This is a genomic window from Deinococcus ficus, assembly GCF_003444775.1.
Lineage (GTDB): Bacteria > Deinococcota > Deinococci > Deinococcales > Deinococcaceae > Deinococcus > Deinococcus ficus.
In genome coordinates this window covers 2370585-2395793 of record NZ_CP021081.1, presented here as the reverse complement: position 1 = coordinate 2395793, position 25209 = coordinate 2370585, and the positions used below count along the sequence as shown (strand labels likewise).

30 protein-coding genes are annotated in these 25209 nt (G+C 72.6%); 15 read left to right on the top strand and 15 right to left on the bottom strand.

The annotated features are described in order from the left end of the window. Positions 1 to 28 precede the first annotated feature (28 nt). Both DFI_RS11705 and DFI_RS11700 read left to right on the top strand, forming a co-directional pair. On the top strand, positions 29 to 988 hold the full coding sequence (locus tag DFI_RS11705; RefSeq protein ID WP_027463430.1) for an ABC transporter ATP-binding protein: 960 nt from the start codon (positions 29 to 31) through the stop codon (positions 986 to 988). Next, positions 981 to 1853 carry an ABC transporter permease gene (locus DFI_RS11700; RefSeq protein WP_027463429.1) on the top strand — a complete coding sequence of 291 codons (873 nt, stop codon included), beginning with the start codon at positions 981 to 983 and terminating at the stop codon, positions 1851 to 1853. The genes DFI_RS11705 and DFI_RS11700 overlap by 8 nt, the downstream gene beginning before the upstream one ends. On the opposite strand, the gene DFI_RS20950 is transcribed toward DFI_RS11700, so the two are convergent. Then, positions 1834 to 3060 carry a vWA domain-containing protein gene (locus DFI_RS20950; protein WP_027463428.1) on the bottom strand — a complete coding sequence of 409 codons (1227 nt, stop codon included), beginning with the start codon at positions 3058 to 3060 and terminating at the stop codon, positions 1834 to 1836. The two genes, DFI_RS11700 and DFI_RS20950, sit on opposite strands and share 20 nt — an antisense overlap. Before the next feature lies 1 nt (position 3061). Further along, positions 3062 to 3955: an AAA family ATPase gene (locus tag DFI_RS11690; protein WP_051307959.1), complete on the bottom strand. Its 894-nt coding sequence runs from the start codon at positions 3953 to 3955 to the stop codon at positions 3062 to 3064. Between the two features lie 126 nt (positions 3956 to 4081). Here DFI_RS11690 and DFI_RS11685 point away from each other — a divergent pair, with 126 nt between their 5' ends. Further along, on the top strand, positions 4082 to 4741 hold the full coding sequence (locus DFI_RS11685; RefSeq protein WP_043778596.1) for a hypothetical protein: 660 nt from the start codon (positions 4082 to 4084) through the stop codon (positions 4739 to 4741). A gap of 6 nt (positions 4742 to 4747) precedes the next feature. On the opposite strand, the gene DFI_RS11680 is transcribed toward DFI_RS11685, so the two are convergent. Beyond that, positions 4748 to 5221, bottom strand: a complete 474-nt coding sequence (locus tag DFI_RS11680; RefSeq protein ID WP_027463425.1) for an SRPBCC family protein — start codon at positions 5219 to 5221, stop codon at positions 4748 to 4750. 116 nt (positions 5222 to 5337) lie between these two features. On the opposite strand from DFI_RS11680, the gene DFI_RS11675 reads away from it, so the two are divergent. Next, positions 5338 to 6015, top strand: a complete 678-nt coding sequence (locus tag DFI_RS11675; RefSeq protein WP_081425890.1) for a nucleotidyltransferase family protein — start codon at positions 5338 to 5340, stop codon at positions 6013 to 6015. On the opposite strand, the gene DFI_RS11670 is transcribed toward DFI_RS11675, so the two are convergent. Further along, positions 5981 to 6805 (bottom strand): metallophosphoesterase, encoded by an 825-nt coding sequence (locus DFI_RS11670; protein ID WP_043778594.1) that lies wholly within the window; start codon positions 6803 to 6805, stop codon positions 5981 to 5983. The two genes, DFI_RS11675 and DFI_RS11670, sit on opposite strands and share 35 nt — an antisense overlap. Continuing rightward, positions 6802 to 7137, bottom strand: a complete 336-nt coding sequence (locus tag DFI_RS11665) for a hypothetical protein (RefSeq protein ID WP_022801138.1) — start codon at positions 7135 to 7137, stop codon at positions 6802 to 6804. Before DFI_RS11665 ends, DFI_RS11670 begins: the two co-directional genes overlap by 4 nt. 93 nt (positions 7138 to 7230) lie before the next feature. Between DFI_RS11665 and DFI_RS11660 the strand changes: the two genes are divergently transcribed. Continuing rightward, positions 7231 to 8088, top strand: coding sequence for a metallophosphoesterase (locus DFI_RS11660; RefSeq protein ID WP_043778591.1), 858 nt, complete (start codon positions 7231 to 7233; stop codon positions 8086 to 8088). Between the two features lie 13 nt (positions 8089 to 8101). Here DFI_RS11660 and DFI_RS11655 read toward each other — a convergent pair whose 3' ends face one another. After that, complete coding sequence (locus DFI_RS11655; protein WP_051307957.1) at positions 8102 to 8992, bottom strand: peptidase associated/transthyretin-like domain-containing protein; 891 nt, start codon at positions 8990 to 8992, stop codon at positions 8102 to 8104. A 231-nt stretch (positions 8993 to 9223) separates the two neighbouring features. Here DFI_RS11655 and der point away from each other — a divergent pair, with 231 nt between their 5' ends. After that, positions 9224 to 10546 carry a ribosome biogenesis GTPase Der gene (der, locus tag DFI_RS11650; RefSeq protein WP_022801141.1) on the top strand — a complete coding sequence of 441 codons (1323 nt, stop codon included), beginning with the start codon at positions 9224 to 9226 and terminating at the stop codon, positions 10544 to 10546. 299 nt (positions 10547 to 10845) lie between these two features. On the opposite strand, the gene DFI_RS11645 is transcribed toward der, so the two are convergent. Continuing rightward, on the bottom strand, positions 10846 to 12000 hold the full coding sequence (locus DFI_RS11645) for a tetratricopeptide repeat protein (RefSeq protein WP_027463421.1): 1155 nt from the start codon (positions 11998 to 12000) through the stop codon (positions 10846 to 10848). A 192-nt stretch (positions 12001 to 12192) separates the two neighbouring features. Here DFI_RS11645 and def point away from each other — a divergent pair, with 192 nt between their 5' ends. Genes def through DFI_RS11630 form a run of 3 tightly spaced genes read left to right on the top strand, consistent with a single transcriptional unit; the run spans position 12193 to position 14484 of the window. Continuing rightward, the gene (gene def, locus DFI_RS11640) at positions 12193 to 12882 is read left to right on the top strand and encodes a peptide deformylase (RefSeq protein WP_051307955.1); all 690 of its coding nucleotides are present in this window, start codon (positions 12193 to 12195) and stop codon (positions 12880 to 12882) included. Positions 12883 to 12884: 2 nt separating this feature from the next. Beyond that, positions 12885 to 13838: a methionyl-tRNA formyltransferase gene (fmt, locus tag DFI_RS11635; RefSeq protein ID WP_027463419.1), complete on the top strand. Its 954-nt coding sequence runs from the start codon at positions 12885 to 12887 to the stop codon at positions 13836 to 13838. Positions 13839 to 13854: 16 nt separating this feature from the next. Further along, a complete protein-coding gene (locus tag DFI_RS11630; RefSeq protein ID WP_043778586.1) occupies positions 13855 to 14484 on the top strand; it encodes a hypothetical protein in 630 nt (209 codons plus the stop codon). On the opposite strand, the gene DFI_RS11625 is transcribed toward DFI_RS11630, so the two are convergent. From DFI_RS11625 to DFI_RS20230, 3 genes are all read right to left on the bottom strand, one after another. After that, positions 14481 to 15224 (bottom strand): metallophosphoesterase family protein, encoded by a 744-nt coding sequence (locus DFI_RS11625; RefSeq protein WP_027463417.1) that lies wholly within the window; start codon positions 15222 to 15224, stop codon positions 14481 to 14483. The two genes, DFI_RS11630 and DFI_RS11625, sit on opposite strands and share 4 nt — an antisense overlap. A gap of 6 nt (positions 15225 to 15230) precedes the next feature. Further along, a complete protein-coding gene (locus DFI_RS11620; RefSeq protein ID WP_081425897.1) occupies positions 15231 to 15902 on the bottom strand; it encodes a monofunctional DNA glycosylase in 672 nt (223 codons plus the stop codon). Between the two features lie 104 nt (positions 15903 to 16006). Then, positions 16007 to 16213, bottom strand: a complete 207-nt coding sequence (locus tag DFI_RS20230) for a hypothetical protein (RefSeq protein ID WP_043778582.1) — start codon at positions 16211 to 16213, stop codon at positions 16007 to 16009. A 204-nt stretch (positions 16214 to 16417) separates the two neighbouring features. Between DFI_RS20230 and DFI_RS11615 the strand changes: the two genes are divergently transcribed. Beyond that, positions 16418 to 18322 carry an acetate--CoA ligase gene (locus DFI_RS11615; RefSeq protein ID WP_027463415.1) on the top strand — a complete coding sequence of 635 codons (1905 nt, stop codon included), beginning with the start codon at positions 16418 to 16420 and terminating at the stop codon, positions 18320 to 18322. Here the strand turns inward: DFI_RS11615 and DFI_RS11610 are convergent. From DFI_RS11610 to DFI_RS11590, 5 genes are read right to left on the bottom strand one after another with little or no spacing between them, the layout of a single operon-like run. Continuing rightward, on the bottom strand, positions 18319 to 19233 hold the full coding sequence (locus DFI_RS11610) for an EamA family transporter (RefSeq protein WP_027463414.1): 915 nt from the start codon (positions 19231 to 19233) through the stop codon (positions 18319 to 18321). The two genes, DFI_RS11615 and DFI_RS11610, sit on opposite strands and share 4 nt — an antisense overlap. A 46-nt stretch (positions 19234 to 19279) precedes the next feature. Further along, positions 19280 to 19660, bottom strand: coding sequence for a RidA family protein (locus tag DFI_RS11605; protein WP_027463413.1), 381 nt, complete (start codon positions 19658 to 19660; stop codon positions 19280 to 19282). Positions 19661 to 19683: 23 nt separating this feature from the next. Further along, entirely contained in the window at positions 19684 to 20550 is an 867-nt protein-coding gene (locus DFI_RS11600) for a hypothetical protein (RefSeq protein WP_027463412.1), read from the bottom strand. After that, entirely contained in the window at positions 20547 to 21140 is a 594-nt protein-coding gene (locus DFI_RS11595) for a GNAT family N-acetyltransferase (protein ID WP_027463411.1), read from the bottom strand. Before DFI_RS11595 ends, DFI_RS11600 begins: the two co-directional genes overlap by 4 nt. A gap of 4 nt (positions 21141 to 21144) precedes the next feature. Beyond that, complete coding sequence (locus DFI_RS11590; RefSeq protein WP_022801154.1) at positions 21145 to 21555, bottom strand: ketosteroid isomerase-related protein; 411 nt, start codon at positions 21553 to 21555, stop codon at positions 21145 to 21147. A gap of 185 nt (positions 21556 to 21740) precedes the next feature. Between DFI_RS11590 and paaA the strand changes: the two genes are divergently transcribed. From paaA to DFI_RS11565, 5 genes are read left to right on the top strand one after another with little or no spacing between them, the layout of a single operon-like run. Then, positions 21741 to 22700, top strand: a complete 960-nt coding sequence (paaA, locus tag DFI_RS11585) for a 1,2-phenylacetyl-CoA epoxidase subunit PaaA (RefSeq protein WP_051307951.1) — start codon at positions 21741 to 21743, stop codon at positions 22698 to 22700. Then, positions 22700 to 23347, top strand: a complete 648-nt coding sequence (locus DFI_RS11580; protein ID WP_081425889.1) for a phenylacetic acid degradation protein — start codon at positions 22700 to 22702, stop codon at positions 23345 to 23347. Before paaA ends, DFI_RS11580 begins: the two co-directional genes overlap by 1 nt. Further along, on the top strand, positions 23344 to 24147 hold the full coding sequence (gene paaC / locus DFI_RS11575; RefSeq protein WP_051307949.1) for a 1,2-phenylacetyl-CoA epoxidase subunit PaaC: 804 nt from the start codon (positions 23344 to 23346) through the stop codon (positions 24145 to 24147). The genes DFI_RS11580 and paaC overlap by 4 nt, the downstream gene beginning before the upstream one ends. Before the next feature lie 22 nt (positions 24148 to 24169). Further along, a complete protein-coding gene (gene paaD, locus DFI_RS11570) occupies positions 24170 to 24676 on the top strand; it encodes a 1,2-phenylacetyl-CoA epoxidase subunit PaaD (protein ID WP_027463408.1) in 507 nt (168 codons plus the stop codon). Positions 24677 to 24681: 5 nt separating this feature from the next. Then, positions 24682 to 25191 carry a gluconokinase gene (locus DFI_RS11565; protein WP_244940270.1) on the top strand — a complete coding sequence of 170 codons (510 nt, stop codon included), beginning with the start codon at positions 24682 to 24684 and terminating at the stop codon, positions 25189 to 25191. Positions 25192 to 25209 lie beyond the last annotated feature (18 nt).

Sequence of the window (25209 nt, the reverse complement as noted above, 5' to 3'; positions counted from 1 at the left end):
TCCCGTCCCGGCCCCCTATGCTGGCCGGGTGAATGCCATCGAGACGCGGGAACTGCGCAAGGTGTACGGCTCTCGGGCCGTGGTGGACGGCCTGACCCTGACCGTCCCGGAAGGCGAGGTCTTCGGGTTCCTGGGACCCAACGGCGCCGGGAAAAGCACCACCGTGAAGATGCTCCTGGGGCTCGTGCTGCCCACGGCCGGCGAGGTGCAGGTCCTGGGCGGCCGGCCCGCCGACCCGCAGGTCCGCGCGCGCCTGGGCTTCCTGCCCGAGCAGTTCCGGTTCCAGACCTGGATGACCGCCGAGGAATTCCTGACATTCCACGGCCGGCTCGCCGGCCTGAAGGCCGCCGAACTGCGCGCCCGCATCCCGCAGGTGCTGGAGACCGTGGGCCTGGGCGGGCGCGGCCGGGAGACGCTGGGCGGGTACAGCAAGGGCATGCTGCAGCGCGCCGGGCTGGCCGGGGCGATCCTGGCCCACCCGCGCCTGGTGTTCCTGGACGAACCCACCAGCGCCCTGGACCCCATCGGCCGGGTCGAGGTGCGCGAGATCATCGAGCGGCTGCGCGCGGAGGGCGTGGCCGTGTTCCTGAACTCTCACCTGCTGTCCGAAGTGGAGCAGGTGTGTGACCGGGTGGCGTTCGTGAAACAGGGCCGGGTGCTGGAACAGGGCAGCATGCGCGACCTGATGGGCGGCGTGCTGCCCGTGGACCTGCGCGTGAACCGCCTCCCCGACGGCCTGCTGGACACCCTGCGCGGCCTGGGCGAGGTGCGGCGCGTGGACACCAACCCCGCCACGCACGTGGACCTGGAGGTGTGGGTGGCGCAGGCGTCCGCCATTCCCGCGCTGGCCCGCGCGGTGTTCACGGCCGGCGCGGAGCTGCACGCCCTCACGCCCCGCCGCCCGGACCTGGAAACCATGTTCCTGGACCTGATCGAGGACACTCCGGAAGCCGCCCGCGCGCCCCGCCCGGAGGTCGCCCGTGCGTAACGTCCTGCTGGTCACGGAACTGTCCCTGCGCGAGGCCGTGCGCAAACGCCTGGTGGCGGTGCTGCTGGTCCTGAGCGCGCTGTTCATCGGGTTTTACCTGTACGGCATCTTCCGCATGGACGCGTCCCTGGACGCCCGCGCCGCCGAGGCCGGCCTGAACGGCCGCAGCGCCAACGGCAGCGGCAACCTGCCCGTCATGTACGCCGCGATGCTCGGCATGTACCTCGTGTACTTCCTGGCGTCCCTGATGAGCGTGCTCTCCACCGTCGGCGCGATCAGCGGCGACATCGAGAACGGCGTGATGCAGAGCGTCATCGCCCGGCCCATCCGCCGCAGCGAACTGGTCCTGGGCCGCTGGCTGGGCTTCCTCACCGTGAACGTCACGTACGTCGCGCTGCTCAGCGCCACGCTGCTGGGCGGCGTGTACGCCATCACCGGCTACCTGCCGCCGGCCCCGGGCGCCGCGGTGCTCCTGATCGCCCTGGCGGTCGCGCTGCTCACCGCCCTGACCGTGCTGGGCAGCACCCTGTTCACCACCCTGGCCGGCGGGATCGGCGTGTTCGTTCTGTACGGCCTCGGCTCGGCCGGCGGGATCCTCAGCGCCATCGGGCAGATCAGCGCCAACCCCACCCTCACCACCCTGGGCCGCGCCGCGAACATCGCCATGCCCACCAACGCCCTGTGGCTGGGGGCCAGCTACCACCTGCAACCCGACCTGCTGCTGGAAATCGCCCGCCGCTCCCAGGGCGCCAACCCCTTTTTCGGCAGTGACCCCATGAACCCCGGCCTGCTCGCCTGGGCGGCCGTCCTGACGCTGGTCGCGGTGGGCGGGGCCGCGTGGCGCCTCAGCCGCCGCGACCTCTGAGGGCCGCCTCCCGCAGCCGCCCGGGCAGCGCATGCAGGTCCGCCACGCGGCCCGCCGGCAGAAACGCCCGCAGGTGCGGCCACGCCGCCTGCACCGCCACCTGCACCGGCCGGTAGCCGGCCGTACCTGCCAGCGGCGAGAGCCACACCACGCCCGCACTGCGGCGCTTCAGGTCCCGCAGGGCCCGCACCAGCAGCGCCGGGTCGCCGGTGTCCAGCCCGTCACTCAGGACCAGCACCAGCGTGTCCGGCGTGACGCGCGCCTGCTCGTCCCGCGTCAGGCGCAGCAGGTTCTCCCCGATGCGCGTTCCCCCGCCCCAGGCGTCCCCCAGCGCCGGCAGGCGCAGCGGCGCGCCCGGCGGCGTCCGGCGCAGCTGCGGGGTCAGGCGGTGCAGGCCGGTGCTGAACACGAACACCTCCACCCGCCCGCGCAGCGCCAGCGCCTGAGCGAAGCGCAGCAGCCGCCCGGCCGCCTCGCCCATGCTGCGGCTGCCGTCCAGCACCACCAGGAACCGCGGGTCCCGGCGCGGCCGGCCCCGCCAGTACAGCCGCGTCGCCTCGCCCCCCATGCGGGCCGCGGCGCGCAGCGTGCCCCGGACCTCCAGCCGCGTGCCGCGCGCCTGCGCCCGCAACCGCCGCGACGGGCCCAGCGGCACCGCCCGCACCAGCCGCCCCGCCACGCCCAGCAGCTCGTGCAGGTCCGCGCCCTGCACGAGCGCCTCGCCGCCCTCCGCCGCGTTCGGGCTGAGCAGGGTCCGGCGGGTCTGCGCCTGGATGGCGTCGCCCAGCGAGTCGCCCGGCCGGGGCCGCCCCGCCGGGCGCACCGGGCCGGCCGCCTCGGCGTCGGTAGGTGCCGCGTCCGGGTCCTCGCCCGGGCGGGTGGGCGGCCCCTCGCGCGCCGTGTTGCCGGCCGGGCGGGCCGCCGGGGCCGGGGGCGCGTTCAGGCGGGGGAGGGGAGGGGTCCCGGCCGTGGCCGCCGGGTGGAAGAACGCCCGGAACGCCGCGTCGAACACCGGGCCCTGCTCGCGCCGGCCGGTCAGCACCGCCCGCAGCGCTTCCCGGACCTCGGCCTCACGGCGGAGGTCCACCGCCTGCAGGGCCCGCAGGGCGCTTTCCGTCTCGCCCGGCCCCACCAGGAAGCCGTGCTGTTCCCGCAGCTGCCGCACGAATTCCGGCAGGCGCCCGGAGAGGACCTCGGCAGCCTCCATCTCAGCCGGGCGTGGAAAGGCCCTTGAGGGTCGGGGCGGCCAGCAGCTGATCCTCCCTCAGCTTCAGGACCGCGCCCAGGGTGTCCGCGACCGCCGCGGCGTCCAGCGCCCCGCGGTGCAGCGCCACCAGCGCCGCCGCCCAGTCCAGCGTCTCCGCCACGCCCGGCGGCTTGCCGAGCGGCAGGGCCCGCAGGGTGTGCACGGCGTCGGTGACCTGCTGCGCCAGCGCCCCGTCGATGCCCGGCAGGCGGGTGCGGACGATCTCCAGCTCCTGCGCGCGGGTGGGGTAATCCACCCAGTGGTACAGGCAGCGGCGCCGCAGCGCGTCACTGAGTTCGCGGCTGCGGTTGCTGGTCAGCAGCACGTGCGGGCGCGACCGGGCCGTCAGTGTGCCCAGTTCCGGCACCGTGACCTGCCACTCCGAGAGCAGTTCCAGCAAGAAGGCCTCGAAGGCCTCGTCGGCGCGGTCCACCTCGTCGATCAGCAGCACCGGCGCGGCGTCCTCCCGGATCGCCTGCAGGAGCGGCCGGGGCAGCAGGAAGCGCTCGGCGTACAGGTCCTCGTCACTCACGCGCTCGCCGCGCACCTCGGCGGCGCGCAGGTGCAGCAGCTGCCGGGCGTAATTCCACTCGTACAGCGCCGCGGACGCGTCCAGGCCCTCGTAGCACTGCAACCGGATCAGCCGGGCGCCCAGCACGCCCGCGAGCGCCTTGGCCGCCTCGGTCTTCCCGACGCCGGCCGGGCCTTCGAGCAGCAGCGGCCGGCCCAGCGCCACCACCAGCCGCAGCGCGGTGCCCAGCGCCTCGCCGGTCACGTACCCCTGCCCCCGGAAGGCCGCCTGGAGGTCCCCCAGCGGGGGAAGCGTTGCGGGAATGCCTGCGGGTGTGCCGTCCATGCTGCCCTCCTGCCGGTGCGCTGTAAATGCCGTGGAGGCAGTCTACCCGCCCGCCCCGCGGCCGTCTGAAGGTCCCCTCACCGAAAGAATGACGACGCCCCGCGCCACGCCCTGTATAAGAACCCTATGGCCCGCCCCGATCTGCGCACCCTGATCCGCGTGACCCGCGCGGTGGCCGACGCCACCCGCGACCCCCGCCCGGCCCCGGGCCGCCCCCCGGAAGGTGCCGCCGCCGGCGGCCTGGGCGGCAGCGCCCGCCGCGCCGCCGGCACGGTCGCCGATACGGTGCGCCGCGACCCGCGCGTGCAGGACGCCGCCGACACCGTCCGCGGCCGCGTGCGGGACCTGCGCACGGCCGCGCAGGACCGCGCCGACGCGCACCTGGAACGCCTGCTGGCCGAGTCCCACGCCCGGCGCGGCACCGCGCCCAGCGCCGAGGTGGCCGAGTCCCTGGCCCGCCGCCGCGAGGAACGTGACGCCCGCGCCCGCGCCGCCCAGGCCCGCGCGGCCCTGCTGGCCCAGGCGCACACCCCCGAGCAGCGCCGCGTCCTGACCCGCGTGGCCGACCACACGCCCGATCTGGGCGGCACCCTGCCGGACGCGCTGCGCTACACCGCGCTGCTGGACGCCCTGGTGCCCGGCGGCGGCGCGGCCGAGGAGATGGCCGTGCACCGCGCGCTGTGGACCCTGGCCGAACGCCGGGTGCTGGCCGTGTCCCGCCACGGGGAGATCACCGCCTGCCCGGTGATCGAGATGGACCTGGGCCGGCAGATCACCCCCGGGTAAAGGCCCTCAGGCGGGGGCGCTGCCGCCCGCGCTGGCGCTGGCGACCTGCCGGCCCATGTTCTGGAAGGTCCGCGCGATCAGTTTCTGCGCCTGCACGTCCAGCATGCGCCCGCCGATGTTCGCGACCGGGCCGCGCATGTCCGCGTCCCCCTGCCAGTCCAGGGTGGTGGTGCCGTCCCCGTTGTCCACCACGTTCGCGCCGGCGGTCATGTCGATCACGCTGCCCAGCCCGCCGCCCCGCACGACCACGTTCACGCGCCCCAGCTCCGGCGCCGGTTGCACGTCGATGTTGAACTTGAACTTGCCGCGCACCATGCCCACCCCGACGTTCACGGTGGCGACCATCTGGTTCTCGCCGGTGACCTGCACGTCCTGCACGTCCGGCAGGCAGCCCGCGACCCGCTGCGGGTCCCGCACGAAGTCCCACACCGCCTGAGGGGGCGCCTGCACCTGTTCCTGACCGGAGTAACTGAGTTTCATACGGCACCTCGCTGCACTGAAAAGACCAAGGGGAAAAATCTGGACCTCCCGATTGTACGGAAGCGGCCCCGGCCGCCCGGTGACGGGAAGGGCCGCCGGGGATTTAGGATGCGCCCATGAACACTGCCGCCGGGGACGTGCGGGTGGCGGGCGTGCTGCTCGCCGCCGGCCTGAGTCGCCGCATGGGCCGCCCCAAGCCCCTGGTGTCCCTGGCCGGGCAGCCGCTCGTGCGGCACGCCGCCGCCGCCCTGAGCGCCGTGCCCGGCTACGCCTGTCGGCTGGTCGTGCTGCCGCCCGGCGCGGCCGGGGACGCCATCCGTGACGCGCTGCGGGACCTGCCGGTCACGTTCGCGGTGAACCCCGAACCCGGCCGCGGAATGATGGGGTCCTTTCGCGCGGCCGTGCAGACCCTGCCCGCCGGGCTGGACGGCGTGAACTTCGCCCTGGCCGACATGCCGCTGGTCCCCGCCGAGGCGCACAGGGCGCTGCTGCACGCCTTCGCGGACAGGCGCGCGCCGGTCACGCTGGCCGCCTACGGCCCGCCGGACGCGGCCGTGTCCGCCCCGCCGCACCTGTTCCGCGCCGACCTGCTGCCCGCCATCCTGGCCGCGCCGGACGCCGACCACGGCCCCCGGCACCTGCTGCGCGCCCACGCGGCGCAGGCGGTCACCTGCCCCTTTCCCGCCGCGTGGCTGCTGGACGTGGACACGCCCGCCGCCCTGGCCGAGGCCGAAGCCCGCCTGCGGGAGGCCGGGCCGGTCAGGACCGCTGGCCCAGACGCTCCAGGCGGGTGAGCTGCGCCGGCACCGGCTCCCCGAACCGCGAGTACTTGCCGCGCATCTCCGGCCGGCCGCGGCCCTCCAGCACCAGGATCTTCGGCCCGGCTTCCAGGCTGCCGTGCGGGTTGAGGTCCACCAGGGCCAGGTGCCCGGTCTCGTAGGCGCCCAGGTCCACGTACAGGTGCCGGCCCAGCTTCTGCGGCATGGGGACCGGCGTGTGCCCGTGCACGCTGTACAGCACCCCGTCCGGCAGCGGGAACGGCCCCTCGAAGGGCCGCAGCCACAGCGCCGCCGACAGGGGGTTCGGGTACTGCCGGTGCGGCACCGGCGGCGAGGCGTGCGCCACCATGACGCTCGGCCCGGCCGGCAGCTCGTCGTGAATGCCGCCGTCGGCGGTCACGTACACCACCCGCCGCAGCAGCGGCAGGTAGTCCTCCAGCACGGGCGGGAACTGCTCCAGCGTCAGGGCGGGCATCTCGCGCCGCACCGTCTCGCCGCCGGCCCGCATCCACCACTGGAAGCCCTCCATCGCGCGGCGGTAGTCGCCCATGTCGTGCGAGGCGAGGTACGTCCGGTAGTGCTTCACGCCCTCCTGCATCATCCGCTCGTGGTTGCCCATCAGCAGCGTCGCGCGGCCCTGCGCGTGCAGGTCCATCAGGATCCGCACCGCGTCCAGGCTGCGCGGCCCCCGGTCGATGGCGTCCCCCAGGCACAGGAAGTGCGCGTCCGGGCGGTGCAGGATGGCCGCTTCCAGCAGGTCCGCCCGGCCGTGCAGGTCCGGGAGGACCACGACGGGACGCGTCACTCGCCCTCCCACTCCGCGGGCACCTGCCCGTCCCGGCCGGCCGCGCCCGGCTTCGGCGCGCTGCCCGGCTCGTGCACCGCGTCCTCGTGCATGTCATGGAATTCCAGCAGGGTCTGCTTGCTGCGCTCCCGCAGCAGCGACGCCCCGCCCGGCACCGGGTGGAAGCTCACGCTGCCCTGGGCGAGCTCCACGCGGTACGCGGCGCCGTCCGCCGCGCCCGGCAGCCACTCCGCCGGAAGCTGGTAGGTGCGGCCGCGGGTGTCCTCCACGTCCGCCAGGCCGGCGTCCTCATCCAGCACGTCGATCACAAGCAGCTCAGCGTCCGACTTCATGCCCGGCAGTCTACTGCCCGCCCCCGCCCGCCCGGCGCCGCTGCAACTTCCGGCGGACGCCCCGGGCCCCGCCCATCCCGTACGCTGCCCGGCATGACCCTCCTCACCCGCCGCCGCTTCCTGCGCGCCGCCCTGGGCCTCGGCGCGGGCGGCCTGGTGCTGGGCGGCGCGGGTGTGGCGCAGGCGTACCGCTTTGGGGTGACCCGCGAGACCCGCGCCCTGCCGGGCCTGCGCGCCCCCCTGACCGTGGCCTTCCTGACCGACCTGCACTACGGCCCGTTCATCGGGGCCGGCAGCGTGCGCGCCTGGGTGCAGGCCGCGAACGCCGCGCGCCCGGACCTGATCCTGCTCGGCGGGGACTTCATGGATTACTTCGACGACGGTCCCCCCACCGCGCTGCTGGACGAACTTGCCGCCCTGAGCGCCCCGCTGGGCGTGTACGGCGTGTGGGGCAACCACGACTACGCCAGTTTCGGGCAGTACGCCACGTCCCACGGGCCGGCCCGCGCGAACTGGCGGGCCCGCCGGGAGGAGATGCGCGCCGCGTTTGCGCAGGCGGGCGTAACTGTGCTGCGCGACGAGAACCGCGCCGTCCGGGACGACCTGCACCTGATCGGCACCGACGACCACTGGCGCGGCGAGCCGAACCTGGACGCCGCCATGCGCGGCACCGGGGACCGCGTCACGCTGCTCCTGACCCACAACCCGGACTTCCTGGACACCATCCGCCGGCCGGTCGGCCTGGGCCTGTGTGGTCACACGCACGGCGGGCAGGTCCGCCTGCCCCTGATCGGGGCGCTGACCGTGCCCGCCAACCGCAAGTTCACGATGGGCTGGGTGCAGAGCCTGAACGGCACGCCCGGCTACGTCAGCCGCGGCCTGGGCGTGACCGGCCTGCCGGCGCGCAACCTCTGCGACCCGGAACTGCTGCTGCTCACCCTGACGCCCTGACCCCCCGCCGGGGCTAGCGGGCCAGGGCCAGCCCCACCGTCAGGGCCGCCGTGAACCCCTGACCCGCGCTGCCGGTCAGCGCCGCGAGCTGCGAGGCGTACCCGTCCCGGAACACCATGTCCCGCGTCAGGCTGGTGCCGCTCAGGTTCCGTGCGCTCGGCCCGTACCCGGCGGTGGCGTACGCCGCCCGGCACGCCGCTTCCGGCAGCGCCAGCTGCGAGGTCTGCACCCGGTTGCGCGCGGCCGTGGCGCTGCCCAGCGTGGGGTACACCTCGAAGTGCACGTGCGGCCAGCGGCCCGCGTAACACCCGGGGAACACCGTGCGGAAGGTCACCACGCCGTCCGGCCCGGCAGCCTGCACGCCCCGCAGGTAGTCCTCGCCGACCACGCCCGGGCTGTACAGGCTGTACTGCCCGTCCGCCGTGCAGTGCCACACGTACACGGCGTACCCGGCCAGCGGCGCGCAGCGGCTGTTCACGTTCACCAGCTTCAGCCGCAGGGTGAGCGGCACGCCCGCCGCCACCGCCCCGGTCCCCAGGCTGCGCCGCAGGTCGCTGCGCACGATGCCGCTGCGGGTCAGCACGTTCAGCGCCTGTCCGGACGCCACCGACCCGTCCGCCGGGTACGGCCCGGCCGTTTCCGGCGGGATCACCGTGCAGGCCGCGCCGCCCGCCGCGCCCGACTGCGCCCGCGCCCCGAAGGCGCCCAGGTCCCCCAGCAGGCCGGTGCCCAGCAGCGCGCCCACGCCCGCCACGCCCAGGCCCAGCACGCGGCGGCGGTCCATCACGCTGCGGCCCAGCATGGCCGCGTCCGCCTGCAATCCCAGGTTGTTCAGGTCGTCCGGGTCGTGGTCGTCGTGTTCGTCGGTCGGGTAGGGCAGGATCAGGCGCTCTTGGTCGGTCATGTCAGGTCCTCCAGGACAGGTCGCGGGGCAGAGGACCCGCTGCCCTCACCTGACCGCAGTGTGCGCGCCCCGGGTTAAACCGGAGCTAAACCGGCCGTGCTGCCTCATCCCGGGATCAGCCTGGTCCGCTACACTGCTCAGTCTGTGCCTCGCGCCGTCACCGTGACGGAGAGGATCGGCGCCAGACCCCAGACGCGGGGCCGAAGCGACACCGTAAAGGAGCGTCAACAAATGCATAAAGTCGCCATTGTCGGCCGACCCAACGTCGGCAAGTCCAGCCTGTTCAACCGCCTCATTGGCCGGCGCGAGGCCGTCGTCGCCGACTTCCCCGGCGTCACCCGCGACGCCAAGGAAGGGCTGATGCTGTACCACAACCACCGCATCACCCTCATCGACACCGGTGGCCTGTGGAGCGGCGACGAGTGGGAGCAGGCCATCCGCGAGAAGGCCGAGTGGGCCATGGAAGGCGCGCAGGCCGTGATCTTCGTCCTGGACCCCCGCGAGGGCCTGTCCGCCGCCGACTACGAGGTCGCCGAGTGGCTGCGCCGCCTCGGGAAACCCGTGATCGTCGTGGCGAACAAGATCGACAGCCCCAAGCACGAGGTGTACATGGCCGAACTGTGGGGCCTGGGCTTCGGGGACCCGGTCGCCATCAGCGCCGAGCACGCCCGCGGCCTGGACGACCTGATGGACCGCGTGATGAAACACCTCCCCGAGGACGACGAGGACGTCCCGGAAATCGCGCCCATCCGCATCTCCCTGATCGGCCGGCCGAACGTGGGCAAGAGCAGCCTGCTGAACGCCATCACCCAGAGCGACCGCGCCATCGTGGCGGATCAACCCGGCACCACCCGCGACAGCCTGGACGTCGAGTGGGACTACGGCGGGCAGCGCTTCGTGCTGGTGGACACCGCCGGCATCCGCAAGAAACCCGACACCGCCATCGAGGACTTCGCCATCCAGCGCTCCCAGGCCGCCATAGGCCGCAGCGACCTGATCTGGCTGGTCGTAAACGCCACCGAACTCGGCGACCATGAACTCAAGCTCGCGAACCTCGCGTACGAGAGCGGCAAGCCCGTGATCGTGGTGGTGAACAAGTGGGACCTCGTGCCGGACGCGGACCTCAAGCGCACCGAGAAGGACCTGAATCAGAAACTGCACCACATCAGCTACGCCCCGCGCGTGTACACCAGCGCCATCAACGACTACGGCATTCACGAGATGCTGGCCGAAGCCATGAAGATGTACGAGAAGTGGCAGAGCCGCATCCCCACCAGCGAACTGAACCGCTGGCTGGAAGTGTGGCAGATGAAGCAGGCCGTGCCGAACTTCGGCGGGAAGAAACTCAAGATGTACTTCATGACCCAGGTGGAGACCGCGCCCCCCACCTTCGCGATCTTCTGCAACCGCGCCGACTTCGTGACGCGGGCGTACGAGGGCTTCCTGCAAAACCGCATCCGCGAGGACCTGCAACTCGCCGGGATTCCCGTGCGGCTCAAGTGGAAGGAAAAAGGCCCGTACAAGAAAGGCAAGAAGGACGGCGAGGAAGAGTAAGGCCCCGTCCGCAGCGGCTCCGGTGTGCATACCGGGGCCGCCGTTGTTGTGGGTGGTTTTGCCCCCGGGTGAAGTGAAGCGGACAGCACCTGTCGGTCACCGCGGAGTTATCCACAGGGTCGCCAGGAAACAAAAGATCGATCTGGAAGGGCTTCTCCGGCCAAACCCCAGGGTTTTCCACAGGATGGCAGACTTATCCACAGTTTTGGGCCGGGTTCAAAAGTGCCGCCGCAACGGGAAAAGGCCAGAAATCCGGGAGTTATCCACAGAACAGTGTGGATAACTCCCGGATCAGAGTCTTACTTGCCCTGCTGACTCAGCCGCAGGTAGTACGCACTGCTCTTGTCTGCGGGGTCCAGCTGCACGGCCTTCCCGTACGCCTCGGCGGCGCCCGCGTAGTTCTTCGCCTCGTAGCGCACGCGGCCCAGCCACGCCCACGCCTTGGCGTACCCGGCGCTGAGCTGCGTGGCCTGCAGGAACCCCTGCTCCGCACCGCCCTTGTCGCCGGCGGTGTACCGGGCGTACGCGGCACGGAAGGCCTGCGCAGCCTTCAGGCCGTAACGCGCGCCCTCCTGCGCCACACTCAGGTTGTAGCGGTCCGAGGCGGTCGCGCCCGGCAGCGCGGCGGCGGCCGTGTAGGCGCTCAGGGCGGCCTGGGCGTCCCCGGCGTTCAGGGCCAGCCGGCCCGCCTCGCGGTGCGCCTCGATGAATGCGGGCGCCGTGCGGGCCGCCTCCTGGAACCCGGCCAGGGCCTGCGCCGCGCGCCCGGCTTCCAGGTCGGCGTACGCGCGGGAGAAGGCGCGGGTGGCGGGCACACCGTACTTCCCGGCGTTGGCGGTCAGGGCCGCGAAGTACGTGAGGGTCTTGTCGCCCGGTTTCAGGGCCAGGGCCCGGGCGTACAGGGCCTGCGCCTCCGGGTACTGCCCGCGTTCCAGGGCGGTGCGGGCCGCCCAGGTGGCGCAGGCGGCGTCGGCGCTGTTCAGCGTGAGGCAGCGGGCGAAGAACGCGCCCGCCTGCTCCAGCTGCCCGCGGGTGTACGCGGCGTACCCCAGGTTGTACTGCACGGTGGCGGCCTGCTTGATGGCTGCGGCGTCGTCCGGGCGGAGTTGCAGGTAGGCGTCCCAGCCGGCCTGGGCACGCTGCCAGAAGCCGACCTCGGTGTAGATCTCGGCGCGCAGTTTCAGGTACTCGGCGTTGCCGGGTTCGGCGGCCACGGCGGCCTCGGCGGCGGCCGCCGCCTGCTTCCAGAGGTCCTGGTCGATGTTCGCGCTGCCGGCCGGGTATGCGGTGCGGGCGCGGGCGGCCAGATCCCGGGCCTGCTGGGCGGCCTGGGCGGCACTCAGGGCAGGGGCGGCCTGGGTGGTCGGGGCGGGGGCAGTGGTCTGGGCCAGGGCGGGCGCGCCCAGCAGGGCGGCCGTCAGCAGGACCACTGAGGTGTCAAGGCGAATGCTCATGGGTGAAACCTCCAGAAAGGACAGGGTGGGGTCGGAACGTGCCTGAACTCACCGTAGGGACCGGGGGTGGGGACCCCGTGAGAAAACGCCCAGCGGCCTCCCGGGCCAGTTGCGGCCTGAGCGTCAGGTTCGCGTGGCCGGCGGCGGCCGTCACGGACTGCGCGCGGCCGGGGGTGGTAAAACGGGAGCATTGTGACCCGCCCGACCCCCGACCCCCGAGCCGAAGGCGCCGCGCCGCGCATCTACCCGATCCGGCTGTACGGCGACCCCGTCCTGCGCCGCAAGGCCAAGCCCCTCCAGGCGACCGACACCCTGACCGTGCCCGGCTTCGGGCCGCAGACCGTGCGGCAGGTGGCGAACACCATGCTGGAAACCATGTTCGAGGCCCGCGGCGTGGGCCTCGCGGCGCCGCAGGTGGGCCTGAACGCCCGGCTGTTCGTGGCCGTGGAGTACGAGGATGACGAGGAGGAGAACGAGGGGCAGGACACGCCCCTGCGCTCCCGCGTGCTGCGCGAGTACGTGATGCTCAACCCCGTCCTGAAGGTCATCGACAAGAAAAAGGACCGCAGCTACCAGGAAGGTTGCCTGAGCATCCCGGGCATCTACGAGGAGGGCGTGCCGCGCGCCCGGGCGGTGCAGGTGTCGTACACGGACCTGGACGGCACGGCGCGCACCGTGGAGGCCGACGATTACCTGGCCCGCGTGTTCCAGCACGAGGCCGACCACCTGGACGGCGTGTTCTTCCTGGACCGCCTGCCCCCGGAAGTCACCGAGGACCACCGCGGCGAGCTGCTGAAGATGCAGCGGCACGCCAAACGCTACCTGGAGGACCTTGCGGCCGCCGAGAAGGAAGCGGAGAAGCACCGGAAGGAAAACCTTTGAGCCTGAAGGTCGCGTTCTTCGGGTCGCCGGCCTTTGCGCTGCCGGTGCTGGAGGCCATCCGGGAGGCGTTCGAGGTGGTGCTGGTGGTCGCGCAGCCGGACAAACCGGTGGGCCGCGGCCTGAAGCTCACGCCGCCCCCCGTCGCCGCCCGCGCCGCCGAACTGGGCCTGCCACTCGCGCAACCGAAGCGGCTGCGCAACAACGCCGCGTTCGCGGAGCAGCTGCGGGGCAGCGGCGCGGAGGTGGCGGTCACCTGCGCATACGGGAAACTCCTGCCCGGCAGCCTGCTCGCCGTGCCCCGCTACGGGTTCCTGAACACGCATACCAGCCTGCTGCCGAAATACCGCGGCGCCGCGCCCATCCAGCAGGCCCTCATTCACGGGGAGACGGTGACCGGCACGACCATCATGCAGACCGACGAGGGCATGGACACCGGCCCCATCCTCCTGCAGGAGGCCCTGCCCATTCACCCGGACTGGACCGCGCTGGAGCTCGCCGACGCCCTGAGCGCCCAGGCGGCCCGCCTGATCGTGGACGCCCTGCGCCGCGCCGGTGACCTGCCCCCGCAGCCGCAGGACCACGCGCAGGCCACGCACGCCCCCATGCTGAGCAAGGAGGACGGCTTCGTCCGCTGGCACGACACCGCCCGCCAGATCGTGGACCGCTCCCGCGGCGTGGCCGCCTGGCCGCAGACGACCGCGTTCCTGAACGGTGCCCGCCTGAAACTCGCCGGCCTGCACGTGACTGAGGGGCATGGCCGCCCCGGCCAGGTCCTGCGCGTGGACGAGGACGGCCTGACCGTCGCGGCCGCCGAGGGCGCCGTGCACATCCGCACCGTGCAGCCCGAGACGAAGAAAGCCCAGCCCGCCCACACCTGGGCGCAGGCGGCCGGCGTGCAACCCGGCACCACCTTCGACGCATGGACGCCCCCCACCCCGGAACCCGCGCAGCCCTGACCCCGTACCCGGGAGCATGAGCCTCCAGTCCGGCCACATCCAGTTCCCCGTCAGCATCGACTTCAAATTCAGCCTCTTCACCGAGATGCGCGTCACGGACGCCGGCGGGCAGCTTCTGGCCGTCGTGAAGGAGAAGAAGTTCAGCATCCGGGACGAGGTGAAGGTCTACGCCGACGAGTCCCGCCGCACCCAGACGCACGGCATCCGCGCCAAGGGTCTGCTCGCCGGGGCGCTGGACTGGAAGGCCACCCGCCACATCGTCCGCGCCGGCGGGCAGCCGGTCGGCGCGCTTCAGGCGCACGGCATGCGCACCCTGTGGGCCGCGTCGTACGACCTGCAGGACGCCAGTGGCCGGACCGCCTTCACCATCCGCGACGACCAGCCCTGGCTGGGCGTGATCGAGGGCGTGATCGACGCCGTGCCCTTCGTGGGCGACGTGGCCGGCATGGCCTTCGACTACCTCGTGAACCCCACCTACACCGTCACCGACGCGGCCGGGCAGCCCGCGTACCGCGTGCACAAGAAACGCAGTTTCCTGTCCCGCCGCTTCCGCATCGAGGAACTCCACCCCCGCGGCGGCGCGGACGACGAACTGGTGCTGCTGGGCCTCGTGCAGCTGATCCTGCGCGAACGCGAACGCGGTTAACCGGCGCCTTCCAGCGCAGCGAAGTAGGCCAGCGCCTCCGCTGCCGAAGGGACCTGCAACACGTTCTCGCGCGCGAACGCGTCCGCCTGCGGGAAGTCCGTGTCCAGAATCCGCCGGGCTGCGGCCCCCCGGTCGTAGGCGGTGTGCCGGAACTGCACGTCCGGACCGAGCTGCAGCCACGCCGCACCGGGCCGCCCGTACGGCATGCCCACACTGCCGGCGTTCACCACCCGGCAGCGCCCCACCGGCCGGTCAAAGGGCATGTGCGTGTGCCCGCACACGACCAGATCGGCGTCCACCCCCTCGAACTCGGGCTGGACGCGTGCCTCCGGGGTCTGCGCGGTGAACACGCGCGTGTTGCTGCGCGGCGTGGCGTGACAGAACAGCACCCGGCCCACCCCCGGCACGTCCAGCGTGACGGTGAGCGGCCAGCGCGCCACCTCGCGCAGCAGGTCCGGCCCGAGCTGCCGTGCGGCCCAGGAGGTGGGGTGTGTGTCCCGCAGGGCAGGTTCACCGGCCGGCTCCCGGGCCTGCACCAGTTCCGTGTCCGCGTTGCCCTGAATGAAGTGCACCGGCACCGGCAGGCGGTGCAGCCTCTCCAGGGTCAGGCGGGGCATGGGGCCGGCTGCCACGTCACCCCCGATCACGATCTGGTCCGCGCTCTCCGGCTCAAGCTCGGCCAGCACGGCCTCCAGCGCCGGCAAGTTGCCGTGGATGTCATACAGTGCGGCGATCCTCACGGCCGGTCACTTCACGCTGAAGCTGGGCACCCGGTCGCCGTAGATCGCGTAGGCGTCGCAACGCTCGCGCAACACGCACACCCGGCACTTCGGCCGGGTCCACTGACACACCTGCTGCCCGTGCCTGAGCAGGTTCTTGTGCAGCTCGTACAGGAACGGCGGGTCGGGCGGCAGCAGGGCCAGCAGCGCACGGTGCGCGGCCTGCTCGCCCATGCGGGGAATGGTGCCCACGCGGGTGTTGATGCGGTGCACGTGCGTGTCCACCGGGAAGACCGGGCGGGCGTAGTTGAACAGCAGCACCAGACTGGCCGTCTTCACCCCCACACCCGGCAGGGCCGTGAGCCACTTCAGGGCCTCTTTCACAGGCAGGTCGGCCAGGAAGTCCAGCTGGTAGTCCGGGGCGTGCTCGCGGATCTGGCGCAGGGACGCCTGGATGCGCGGCGCCTTGCTTTCCGGGTAGTTGCTGCGCCGGATGGCGTGGGCGACCTGCTCCACCGGCGCGTCGATGATCGCGTCCCAGTCGCCCAGCATTCGGAGCTCGTGGTACGCGGCTTCCTCGTCCTCGTGGGTGGTGCGCTGCGACAGGATAGTGCTGATCAGCTCGTGCATGGGCGCGCGGCGCGGGTGCGCGGTGTCCAGCGGCCGCGCGCCGTACTCGGCATGCAGCTGCTCTTTCATCCAGCGCAGCAGCTCCGCCCGGTCCTCCGGAGGGCGGGCGGCGTTCAGGCCCTCCGGCGCGGGCGGGCCGGCCGGCGCGGCGGGGGCGCGGCTGGAGGCGGGCGTCACACGCCGCGCGGGTCCTGCGCGTCCCGTTCCGCCTGGCGTTCCACCTCGTCGCGGCCACCCTCGGCGGGGTCGTCCTTCGCGGCGGGATCCACGCCCGGGTTCTGGCCGCGGTCCTCGGCGGGGATGGGGTGGCTCTGGCCCTCGGCAGGCGCCTGGTCGGCGGGGTCGTAGGCTTTCTGCGCGTCGCTGTTCTTGTCGGTCATGCCCCAGGGTGCGGCGGGCCGCGGCGCGTGGGGCGAGAGGGACGTGAAGGGCCGTTCACACCCCCGGGCCTGGGGCCGCGTTCCCCGCGGGGGAACAGGGGTGGCCTGGACAGCTGTCCTGGGCGGCCGCGCGAGGCAGGGCCTACACTCGGGGCACCCACAATCTCGTTCCCTTCCGCCCGCCCTAGTCCCGGAGGTGGCCGCATGACCGAACGAACGCCCGAACGCCCCGCTGACCGCATGCCCACGCCGCAGAGCGTGCTGGCCCGCCTGCGCTACGACCCCGCGGCCGACATCGAGCACGCCCGCGCCGACCCGGACGGCTTCTGGCTGGCGCAGGCCCAGGAGCACGAGTGGACCAGACCGCCCACGCAGGCGCTGCGCTGGGACCGGCCGCACCACCAGTGGTTCGCGGACGGCGAGACGAACATCACCCTGAACGCCCTGGACCGCCACGCGCGCGGCGAGGCCCGCACCCGCGCCGCGCTGATCTGGGTGTCCGAGGACGAGCAGGCGCACATCTACACCTACGGCACGCTGCTGGACCGGGTGGAGCGCTTCGCGGCCGGTTTGAAGTCCATCGGGGTGGAACGCGGCGACCGGGTGGTGATCTACATGCCGCTCACCCCGGAAGGTGTGATCGCCATGCTGGCCTGCGCCCGCATCGGCGCGGTGCACAGCGTGGTGTACGCCGGGCTGGGCGTGTCGGCCCTGCGGGACCGCATTCAGGACGCCGGGGCGAAGGTCGTGATCACCGCCGACGTCGGGTACCGCCGCGGCAAACTGGTGGACCTGTACGCCACGGCCGCCGAGGCGATCGGGGACCTCATCAGCGTGGATTACCTGGTGCTGCTGGAACGCATCAAGACCCTGCACCGTGAGCACGACATGCGCACCGTCGCCTGGGAGGACCTGATGACCCGCGGGCGCGCCCCGGCGGAATCCGTGGAGGCCGAGCACCCGCTGTTCATCCTGTACACGTCCGGCAGCACCGGGAAACCCAAGGGCGTGGTGCACACGCACGGCGGGTACATGGTGGGCACCAGTTACCACATGAAGGCCCTGCTGGACGTGCACCCCGGCGACGTCTTCTTCTGCACCAGCGACATCGGCTGGATCGTGGGACACAGCTACATCGTGTACGGGCCGCTGGTGTCCGGCAGCACCGTGATGTTCCGCGAGGGCGCGCCGGACTTCCCGGACACCGGCGTGCTGTGGCGCCTGATCGAGAAGTTCGGCGTGAACGTGCTGTTCACCGCGCCGACCGCCCTGCGCCTGTTCATGAAACTGGGCGAGGCGGTCCTGAAACCCTACGACCTGTCCACGCTGCGCGTGGTCGCCTGCGCCGGCGAGGCCCTGAACCCCGAGGCGTGGCGCTGGGCGCAGGAACACGTGGCCGGCGGAACCGGCGAGGGAGCGCACGCCGTGGTGATCGACAACTGGTGGCAGACCGAACTGGGCGCCCCCACCATCGGCACGCACGCCCGCTGGCCGGTCCGGCCCGGGTACGCCGGGAAGGCGCTGGCCGGCGTGGACGCCGACGTGGTGGACGAGCAGGGCGCCCCGGTCGCCGTTGGCGAGCAGGGGTACCTGGTGATCCGGCGCCCGTTCCCCAGCATGATGCGCGGCGTGCACGGCAACGACGAGAAGTACGCGGCCGTCTGGAACGAGAACCCCGCCGGGTACACCAGCGGCGACCTCGCCATGAAGGACGAGGACGGCTATATCAGCATCCTGGGCCGCAGCGACGATGTGCTCTCGGTCGCCGGGCACCGCATCGGCAGCGCCGACGTGGAAGACGCCCTGGTCAGCCATCCGGCCGTGGCGGAGGCGGCCGTGATCGGCATTCCGGACGCCCTAAAGGGCGAGGCGATCATCGCGCACGTGATCCTGCGCCAGGGCCTCGGGTACGAGACGCAGGTGGGGCGCGGCCTGCGGGCCAGCATCACCGAACACGTCCGCCACCAGCTCGGCCCGATCGCCGCGCCCGCCGAGATTCGCGTGGTGGACAGCCTGCCCAAGACCCGCAGCGGCAAGATCATGCGCCGCGTCCTGCGCGCCCAGGCGCTGGGCCAGGACCCCGGCGACCTCACCACCCTGGAAGGCTAGGAGCCGCGGGGGACCGGGACGGCGCGCCGTTTCCAGGCGCGCTGCCCGAACACGTGCAGCAGCAGGCCCGTGGCCACCAGCAGCGCCCCGATCACCTTGCCGGGCGGGAAGCCCTCCTGGAAGGCCACGGCGCTGGCGAGCATGCCGAACACCGGCACCAGCAGCGACAGTGGCGCGACCCGGGCGGCGCCGTGCATCTGGATGAGTTTCGACCACACCCCGAAGCCGAGCACGGTGTTGAACACGGCCATGAACACGATCGCCGCCCAGAACGGCCAGCTGGCGTGCGTGACCGAGCGGGCGATCTCGTTCCAGCCGGCGGTGAAGCCGGCCAGCAGCGTCAGCGGAATGGGGGGGATCAGGGCGCTCCAGATCACCAGCGAGAAGACGTTCACGTTCCCGGCGGCGCGCACGATCAGGTTGCTGCCCGCCCAGCCCAGCGCGGCGACCAGGGTGATCAGCAGCGGGACCAGCGGCACGTCGTGCCCGGCGGCCGCGCCGATCACGCCCATGCCCACGAAGGCCAGGGTCATGCCGGCCGCCTGCCAGGGCTGAATGCGCTCCCCGAACACCCGCGCGGCCAGCAGCGCCGTGAAGAACGCCTGCGTCTGCATCAGTAGGCTGCCCATGCCGGCGCTCATGCCCAGCTGAATGGCGAGGTACAGCAGCCCGAACTGCACCACGCCCACCGCCAGCCCGTACCCCCACAGGATCCGCGCCGGCACCGCCGGCCGGGGAATGAAGAACACGGCCGGCAGGGCCGCCACCAGAAAGCGCAGCGCCGCGACCAGCAGGGGAGAGGTGTCGGCCACCGACCACTTGATCACCACGAAGTTCACGCCCCAGATGAACGTGATCAGGAGGGCCAGCAGCAGGCTGCGCGCGGTCATCGGCCGGGTGGGGTGCGTCATGCGGTGCGGCCCACGCTAGGCCTTTTCCGGGCGGGATGCAACGCGTTCAGGAGACGATCGCCTCCGCCTCGATCTCGACCAGATGCGCCGGGTCGATCAGGCCCGCGACCTGCACCATCGTCGCCGCCGGGCGGATGTCGCCGAACACCTCGCCGTGCGCCCGCCCGACCTCCTCCCAGCGGGCGATGTCCGTGACGAACATCCGCGTGCGGACCACGTCCTCCAGGCGTGCCCCGGCGTCCTCCAGGGCGGCGCGGATAATCTCCAGCGCCACGCGGGTCTGCTCGTAGGCGTCGTTCACGCCGACCACCGCGCCGTTCACGGTGGCGGTGGTGCCCGCCACCTGCACCACGTTCCCCACCCGCACCGCGCGCGAGTAGCCCACCTGCGCCTCCCAGGGGGCGCCGCTGCCGATCAGCCGTCTCATGCCGTCAGTGTAGGAAGCGGCGCTCAGGCCAGGGGCCGGCCTGCCTGCACGGCCTGCTCGTCGTGCAGGCGCACCAGCGGCGCCAGGGCCGGGTGCACCGCGCCTGTGCCGTACACGCCCACCAGTTCCGCGGCGGCGTACCCGGCGGCGCGCTGCGCGTACCGCGCCTCCCAGGCCTGCTGCGCGGCGCGCTCCCGGTCGTCGCGGTACGGGTACGCCTGGGCGGGCTTGACCATGCCGGCGCGGTGCGGTTTGGGGCTCAGGCGGGCGCGGTAGCAGCCCTGCAGCCGGCACAGCCGGACGTACAGCGGGTCGGCGCGCAGTTCCCCCATCAGCCGCAGGTGTGCGGGATCGCGGGCGTCCAGCGGGGCGTGCGTGACCAGCAGGCGGTACCCGGCCCGCGTGCGGTAAGCCCGCACCGACCACTCCGGGTGCCGGCGCAGGAAGGGCCGCAGCAGGCTGTCCAGCGGCGTGGGGGGCGCGGGCGGCGGTTCGCCCCGCAGCCGGGCCCACAGCGCGCGGACGTGCTGCCCGGCGCCCGGGCCGGGCAGGTGGTCCACGTCCACGATCATCAGCTGCGTGGCGTTCAGGACCACATACCCGTTACGGCTGCGGGTCAGGGCCGCCTGCGGCTGGCCGGCCGGGTCGTCCTGCCGCCACAGCACCGCCTCGCGCAGGGGCCGGTTCGTCAGGCCGTACCCGCCGAAAGGGTCGGCGGGGCCACTGCGGTCCTGCACCCAGCGGGCCCGTGCCTGCGCCAGCGCGTCCGCGCGGGCCTGGGCGTCCTCGGGGCCGCGGTCGCTGCCGGCGTACGCGGCGGTCCCGGCCGGCCGGCCCTCGGCGTCCGTCCAGGTCACGTCGGCGCGCGCCCAGTGCCGGTAGAGCTTCACGGGGCTGCGGTCCGCACCCAGAAGCGCATGGGCTTGGGCGTGTCATGCGTCTCGTCCAGGTCCGGCCAGTGCATCACGGTGGTGAGGTCAGGGCGCTCGGTGTACCCGCGCGAGTGCCAGAAGGCGTCCAGCGGGCGGTACCCGGCGGGCCGCCGGGGATGGTCCGGGGGGCGCTGCACCGCGCAGAAGGCCGTGACGTCCAGCCCCAGGCGGGCGGCGTGGGCCTCCCGGGCGTCGAAGAAGGCGTGCCCCACGCCCTGGCCGCGGTACTCGGGCAGCAGCACGCTCTCGCCCAGGTACAGCACGCGCGCCGGGTCGAACTCCGGGGCCTGGAAGGGCGCGCGGACCTCCGGCGTCTCGTGGATCAGCGGCAGGGCGGTGCTGGCACCCACCACCTGCCCGCCGCCCCGGGCCACGACGACCAGGGCGTCCGGCGCCTGCGCCAGGGTGCGCAGGTACGTCTCCTCGTACGCCTGGGTGCCCTGGTACAGGTACGGGAAGTCGCGGAACACCCGGATGCGCAGCCGCGCGAGGTCCGGGATCACGTCTGCCAGGGCCGCGCCGGACACGGGCGTGACCGTCAGCGGCAAGCGCTTACTCCTCGACCTGACGGCACCATTCGCGCAGGTTGTAGTAGTTCGTGACCCGGGCGATCTGGCCGTCGCGGAGGGTGAAGAAGGCGCCGACCGGCAGCACGTAGCGCTGGCCGCGCGCCTCGGGCAGGCCCTCGTCGGTCTTCACGTACTGTCCGTGAATGACGAACTCCGCGCTGGCGCGCGTGCCGTCCTCGCTGACCATGATCACCAGGTTGCGGACCTGCTCCTGGTAGTGGGCGTTCATGCGGACCAGGAACGCCCGGAAGGCGTCGCGGCCGATCTCGGTGCCACCCTCGTTGATGTCGTGCTTGACGTCGTCGGTGAGGAGTTCGAGCATCCCCTGCATGCGGCCGTCGTTGAAGGCGGCGTAGTACCGGGTGAGCAGATCGCGGGCCGGGGCGGTGTGCATGCCGCGAGGATACGGCAGCGGCCGGGTGGGGGTGTTCCTGCACTGGTATAGGGCTTTTGTGACCCGGGGCGTTCCGTTTCCGGGCGGGGGGGCCTAGAATTGCCTAACGCTCGTTAGGTAACCGCCCGTGCCCGGCTGACCGCAGCCCCGCCCGCGCAGGACACCCGCCCCAAGGAGGCCCCACCGTGACCCAGCCCACCCCCCTGCCCACCGAGACGCCCGAACAGCTCGCGGCGTTCGAGGCCCGCATCCAGAACGGCGAGAAGATCGAACCCGGCGACTGGATGCCCGCCGCGTACCGCCAGCAGCTGATCCGCATGATCAGCCAGCACGCGCACAGCGAGGTCGTGGGCATGCTCCCGGAAGGCGCCTGGATCACCCGCGCCCCCAGCCTGCACCGCAAGATGATCCTGATCGCCAAGGTGCAGGACGAGGCCGGCCACGGACAGTACCTGTACCACGCCGCCGAAACCCTCGGCGCCACCCGCGAACAGATGCTCGACGCCCTGCTGACCGGCAAGGCCAAGTACAGCAGCATCTTCAACTACCCCACCCTCACCTGGGCGGACATCGGCATGATCGGCTGGCTGGTGGACGGCGCCGCCATCAAGAACCAGACCATGCTCGCCGGCGCCAGCTACGGCCCCTACAGCCGCGCCATGGTCCGCATCTGCTCCGAAGAGACCTTCCACCACAAGCAGGGCAAGGAAATGGTCGTCGCGTACGCGCAGGGCACCCCCGCGCAGCGCGAGATGGCGCAGGACGCCCTGGACCGCTGGTGGTGGCCGGCCCTGATGATGCTCGGCCCCAGCGACAAGGACAGCCCCAACACCCCGCAGCTGATGCGCTGGGGCGTGAAACTCAAGACCAACGACGAGGTCCGCCAGGAATTCATCAACGAGCACGCCCCCGAACTCATCGAGGCGGGCCTGACCATCCCCGACCCCCTGCTGCACCAGGACGAGCAGGGCAACTGGATTCACGGGCCCATCAACTGGGACGAGTTCTGGCAGGTCGTCAAGGGCCACGGCCAGATGAACCGCGCCCGCCTGGAAGCCCGCAACCGCGCCCACGACGACGGCGCCTGGGTCCGCGACGCCCTGAACGCCTACGAGACCCGCCAGCACAGCCAGGCGGCCGACTGATGACCGCCCCCGCGACCCGCACCAGCCCCCAGGGCGACCAGTGGCCCCGCTGGGAAGTCTTCAAGAAGGACAACGACCGCCGCCCCTACCAGGCGGTGGGCAGCGTGCACGCCGGTGACCCGCAGCACGCCCTGGTCACCGCCCGCAACGTCTTCGTGCGCCGCCCCGCCGCCGTGAGCCTGTGGGTGGTGCGCGAACAGGACATCCTCTCGGCCACGCCCGAGGAGATCGCCCGCGGCGTCACCTTCCGCGGCCCGGCCGGCACGTACCACGTCGGCATCAAGGCCACCCACAAGCGCAGCATGACCTTCGTGGACCTCACCGGCACCGTGAACGCCACAGACGGCGAGGACGCCATGCGTCAGGCCCGCGCGCAGCACCCGGACGCCCTGGCCTGGTGGGTGATCCCGGACGAGGCCTTTGCCCGCACCGAGGACGGCCCGGACACCGTGGAAAGCTGGTTCGCGCCCGCCGCCGAGAAAACCTACAAGCAGCAGCAGTACTACGGCACCATCGGCCGGCACGTCGGGGAACTCAAACGCGCGGGCCTGATGCCCAGCCGCACCCCCGACGCCCAGGCCGCCCCCCGGCCCGCCGCCACGCCGGACGCCCGACCTGCCCCGTCCGCCCAGAAGGTGCCCCAATGACCAGCCCCAGCGCCCCGTCCCGCCCCGCCCTGACCGCCGACACCCTCACCGACACGCAGAAACGCGCCCTGATCACCCGCCTGCAGGCCCTCGCGGACGACGAGATCATCCTCGCGCACCGCGACAGCGAATGGACCGGGCACGCCCCCATCCTCGAAGAGGACATCGCCCTGGCGAACATCGCCCAGGACGAGATCGGGCACGCCCTGATGTACCTGACCCTGCGCGAGCAGCTCGACGGCCAGCAGGCCGACCAGCTCACCTTCTTCCGCGGCCCGCGCGAGTACACCAACGTGCAGCTCGTGGAACTCCCCAAGGGCGACTGGGCCTTCACCATGCTGCGCCAGTACCTGTACGACGCCTTCGAGGCCCTGTACCTGGACGCCCTGCGCGCCAGCACCTACGCCCCGCTGGCCGAGGTGGCGAACAAGGCCGTGCGCGAGGAGAAATTCCACCTGCAGCACACCGCCCTGTGGGTCGAGCGCCTGGGCCTGGGCACCGAGGAATCCCGGCGCCGCCTGCAGGACGCCCTGAACACCCAGTGGGCCTACACCGCGCAGCTGTTCCAGCCGACCGACGGCGAGGCCGAACTCATCGCGGCCGGCATCACGCCCGATCCGGCCGCCGTGCACGCCCGCTGGGACGGCCTGGTTCGCGCCCACCTGGACCGCAGCGGCCTGCAGGTCCCCGCCGGCGACGGCCACCCCTTCACCCGCGCGCAGCACAGCGAGGCCCTGCTGTACCTCCTGACCGAGATGCAGAGCACCGCCCGCGAACACGCCGACGCGCAGGTCTGGTAACCCCAGACCGCAGGAGGTCCCCATGACCGCCCCCCACGCCAACCCCAGCCGCATCACCCCGCAGCACGTCTGGGACGCCCTGTCCCTGGTGCCGGACCCGGAGATCCCGGTGGTCAGCATCACGGACATGGGCATGGTCCGCGAGGTCCAGGTGCAGGAGGGGCAGGTCAGCGTGACCTTCACGCCCACCTTCAGCGGCTGCCCGGCCCTGCACGTCATCCGCCAGAGCATCGTGGACGCCGTGCGGGACCTGGGCGTGCAGGACGTGACCGTGCACAGCACCCTCACGCCGCCCTGGACGACCGACTGGATCCAGGAGGACGCCCGCGAGCGCCTGCGGCAGTACGGCATCGCCCCGCCCGCCCCGGTCGGCGATCAGCTGATCACGCTGGATCCGGAGCCCACCCGCTGCCCGCGCTGCCACAGCCTGAACGTCCGCGTGACCGCGAGTTTCGGCCCGACGCTGTGCAAGCGGCTGTACGTGTGCGACGCCTGCAAGGAACCCTTCGAGGGCTTCAAGAGCGTCTGAACGGCGTGCCCTCCCCCCCTCAGCCGGCGCGGGCCGTGATCGTGATGGGCGTGTCCGGCAGCGGCAAGACCACCCTGGGCCGAGCGCTGGCCGCGCACCTGGGCTGGGCCTTCCTGGACGCCGACGACCTTCACCCGCCCCGCAACCGCGAGAAGATGGCGCGCGGCGAGCCCCTCACCGACGAGGACCGCCAGCCCTGGCTGGAGACCCTGCACGCCCGGCTGGCCGCACACGTGCAGGCCGGTGACCCGCTGGTGCTGGCCTGCTCCGCCCTGAAGGACCGCTACCGGCGCACCCTGACCGGTGACCTGGACGGCGTGGCGCTGGTGTTCGCGCACGGCCCCCGGGACGTGATCGCCGCGCGCATGCAGGGCCGCGACCACTTCATGCCGCCCTCCCTGCTGGACAGCCAGTTCGCTGCCCTGGAACCGCCCGCCCAGGCGATCTTCGCGGACATCCGCCGGCCCGTGGCGGAACTCGTGCCCGGCATCGCCGCGGCCCTGCGCGGCCCGTGACCGGCCGCGTTCGTTAAG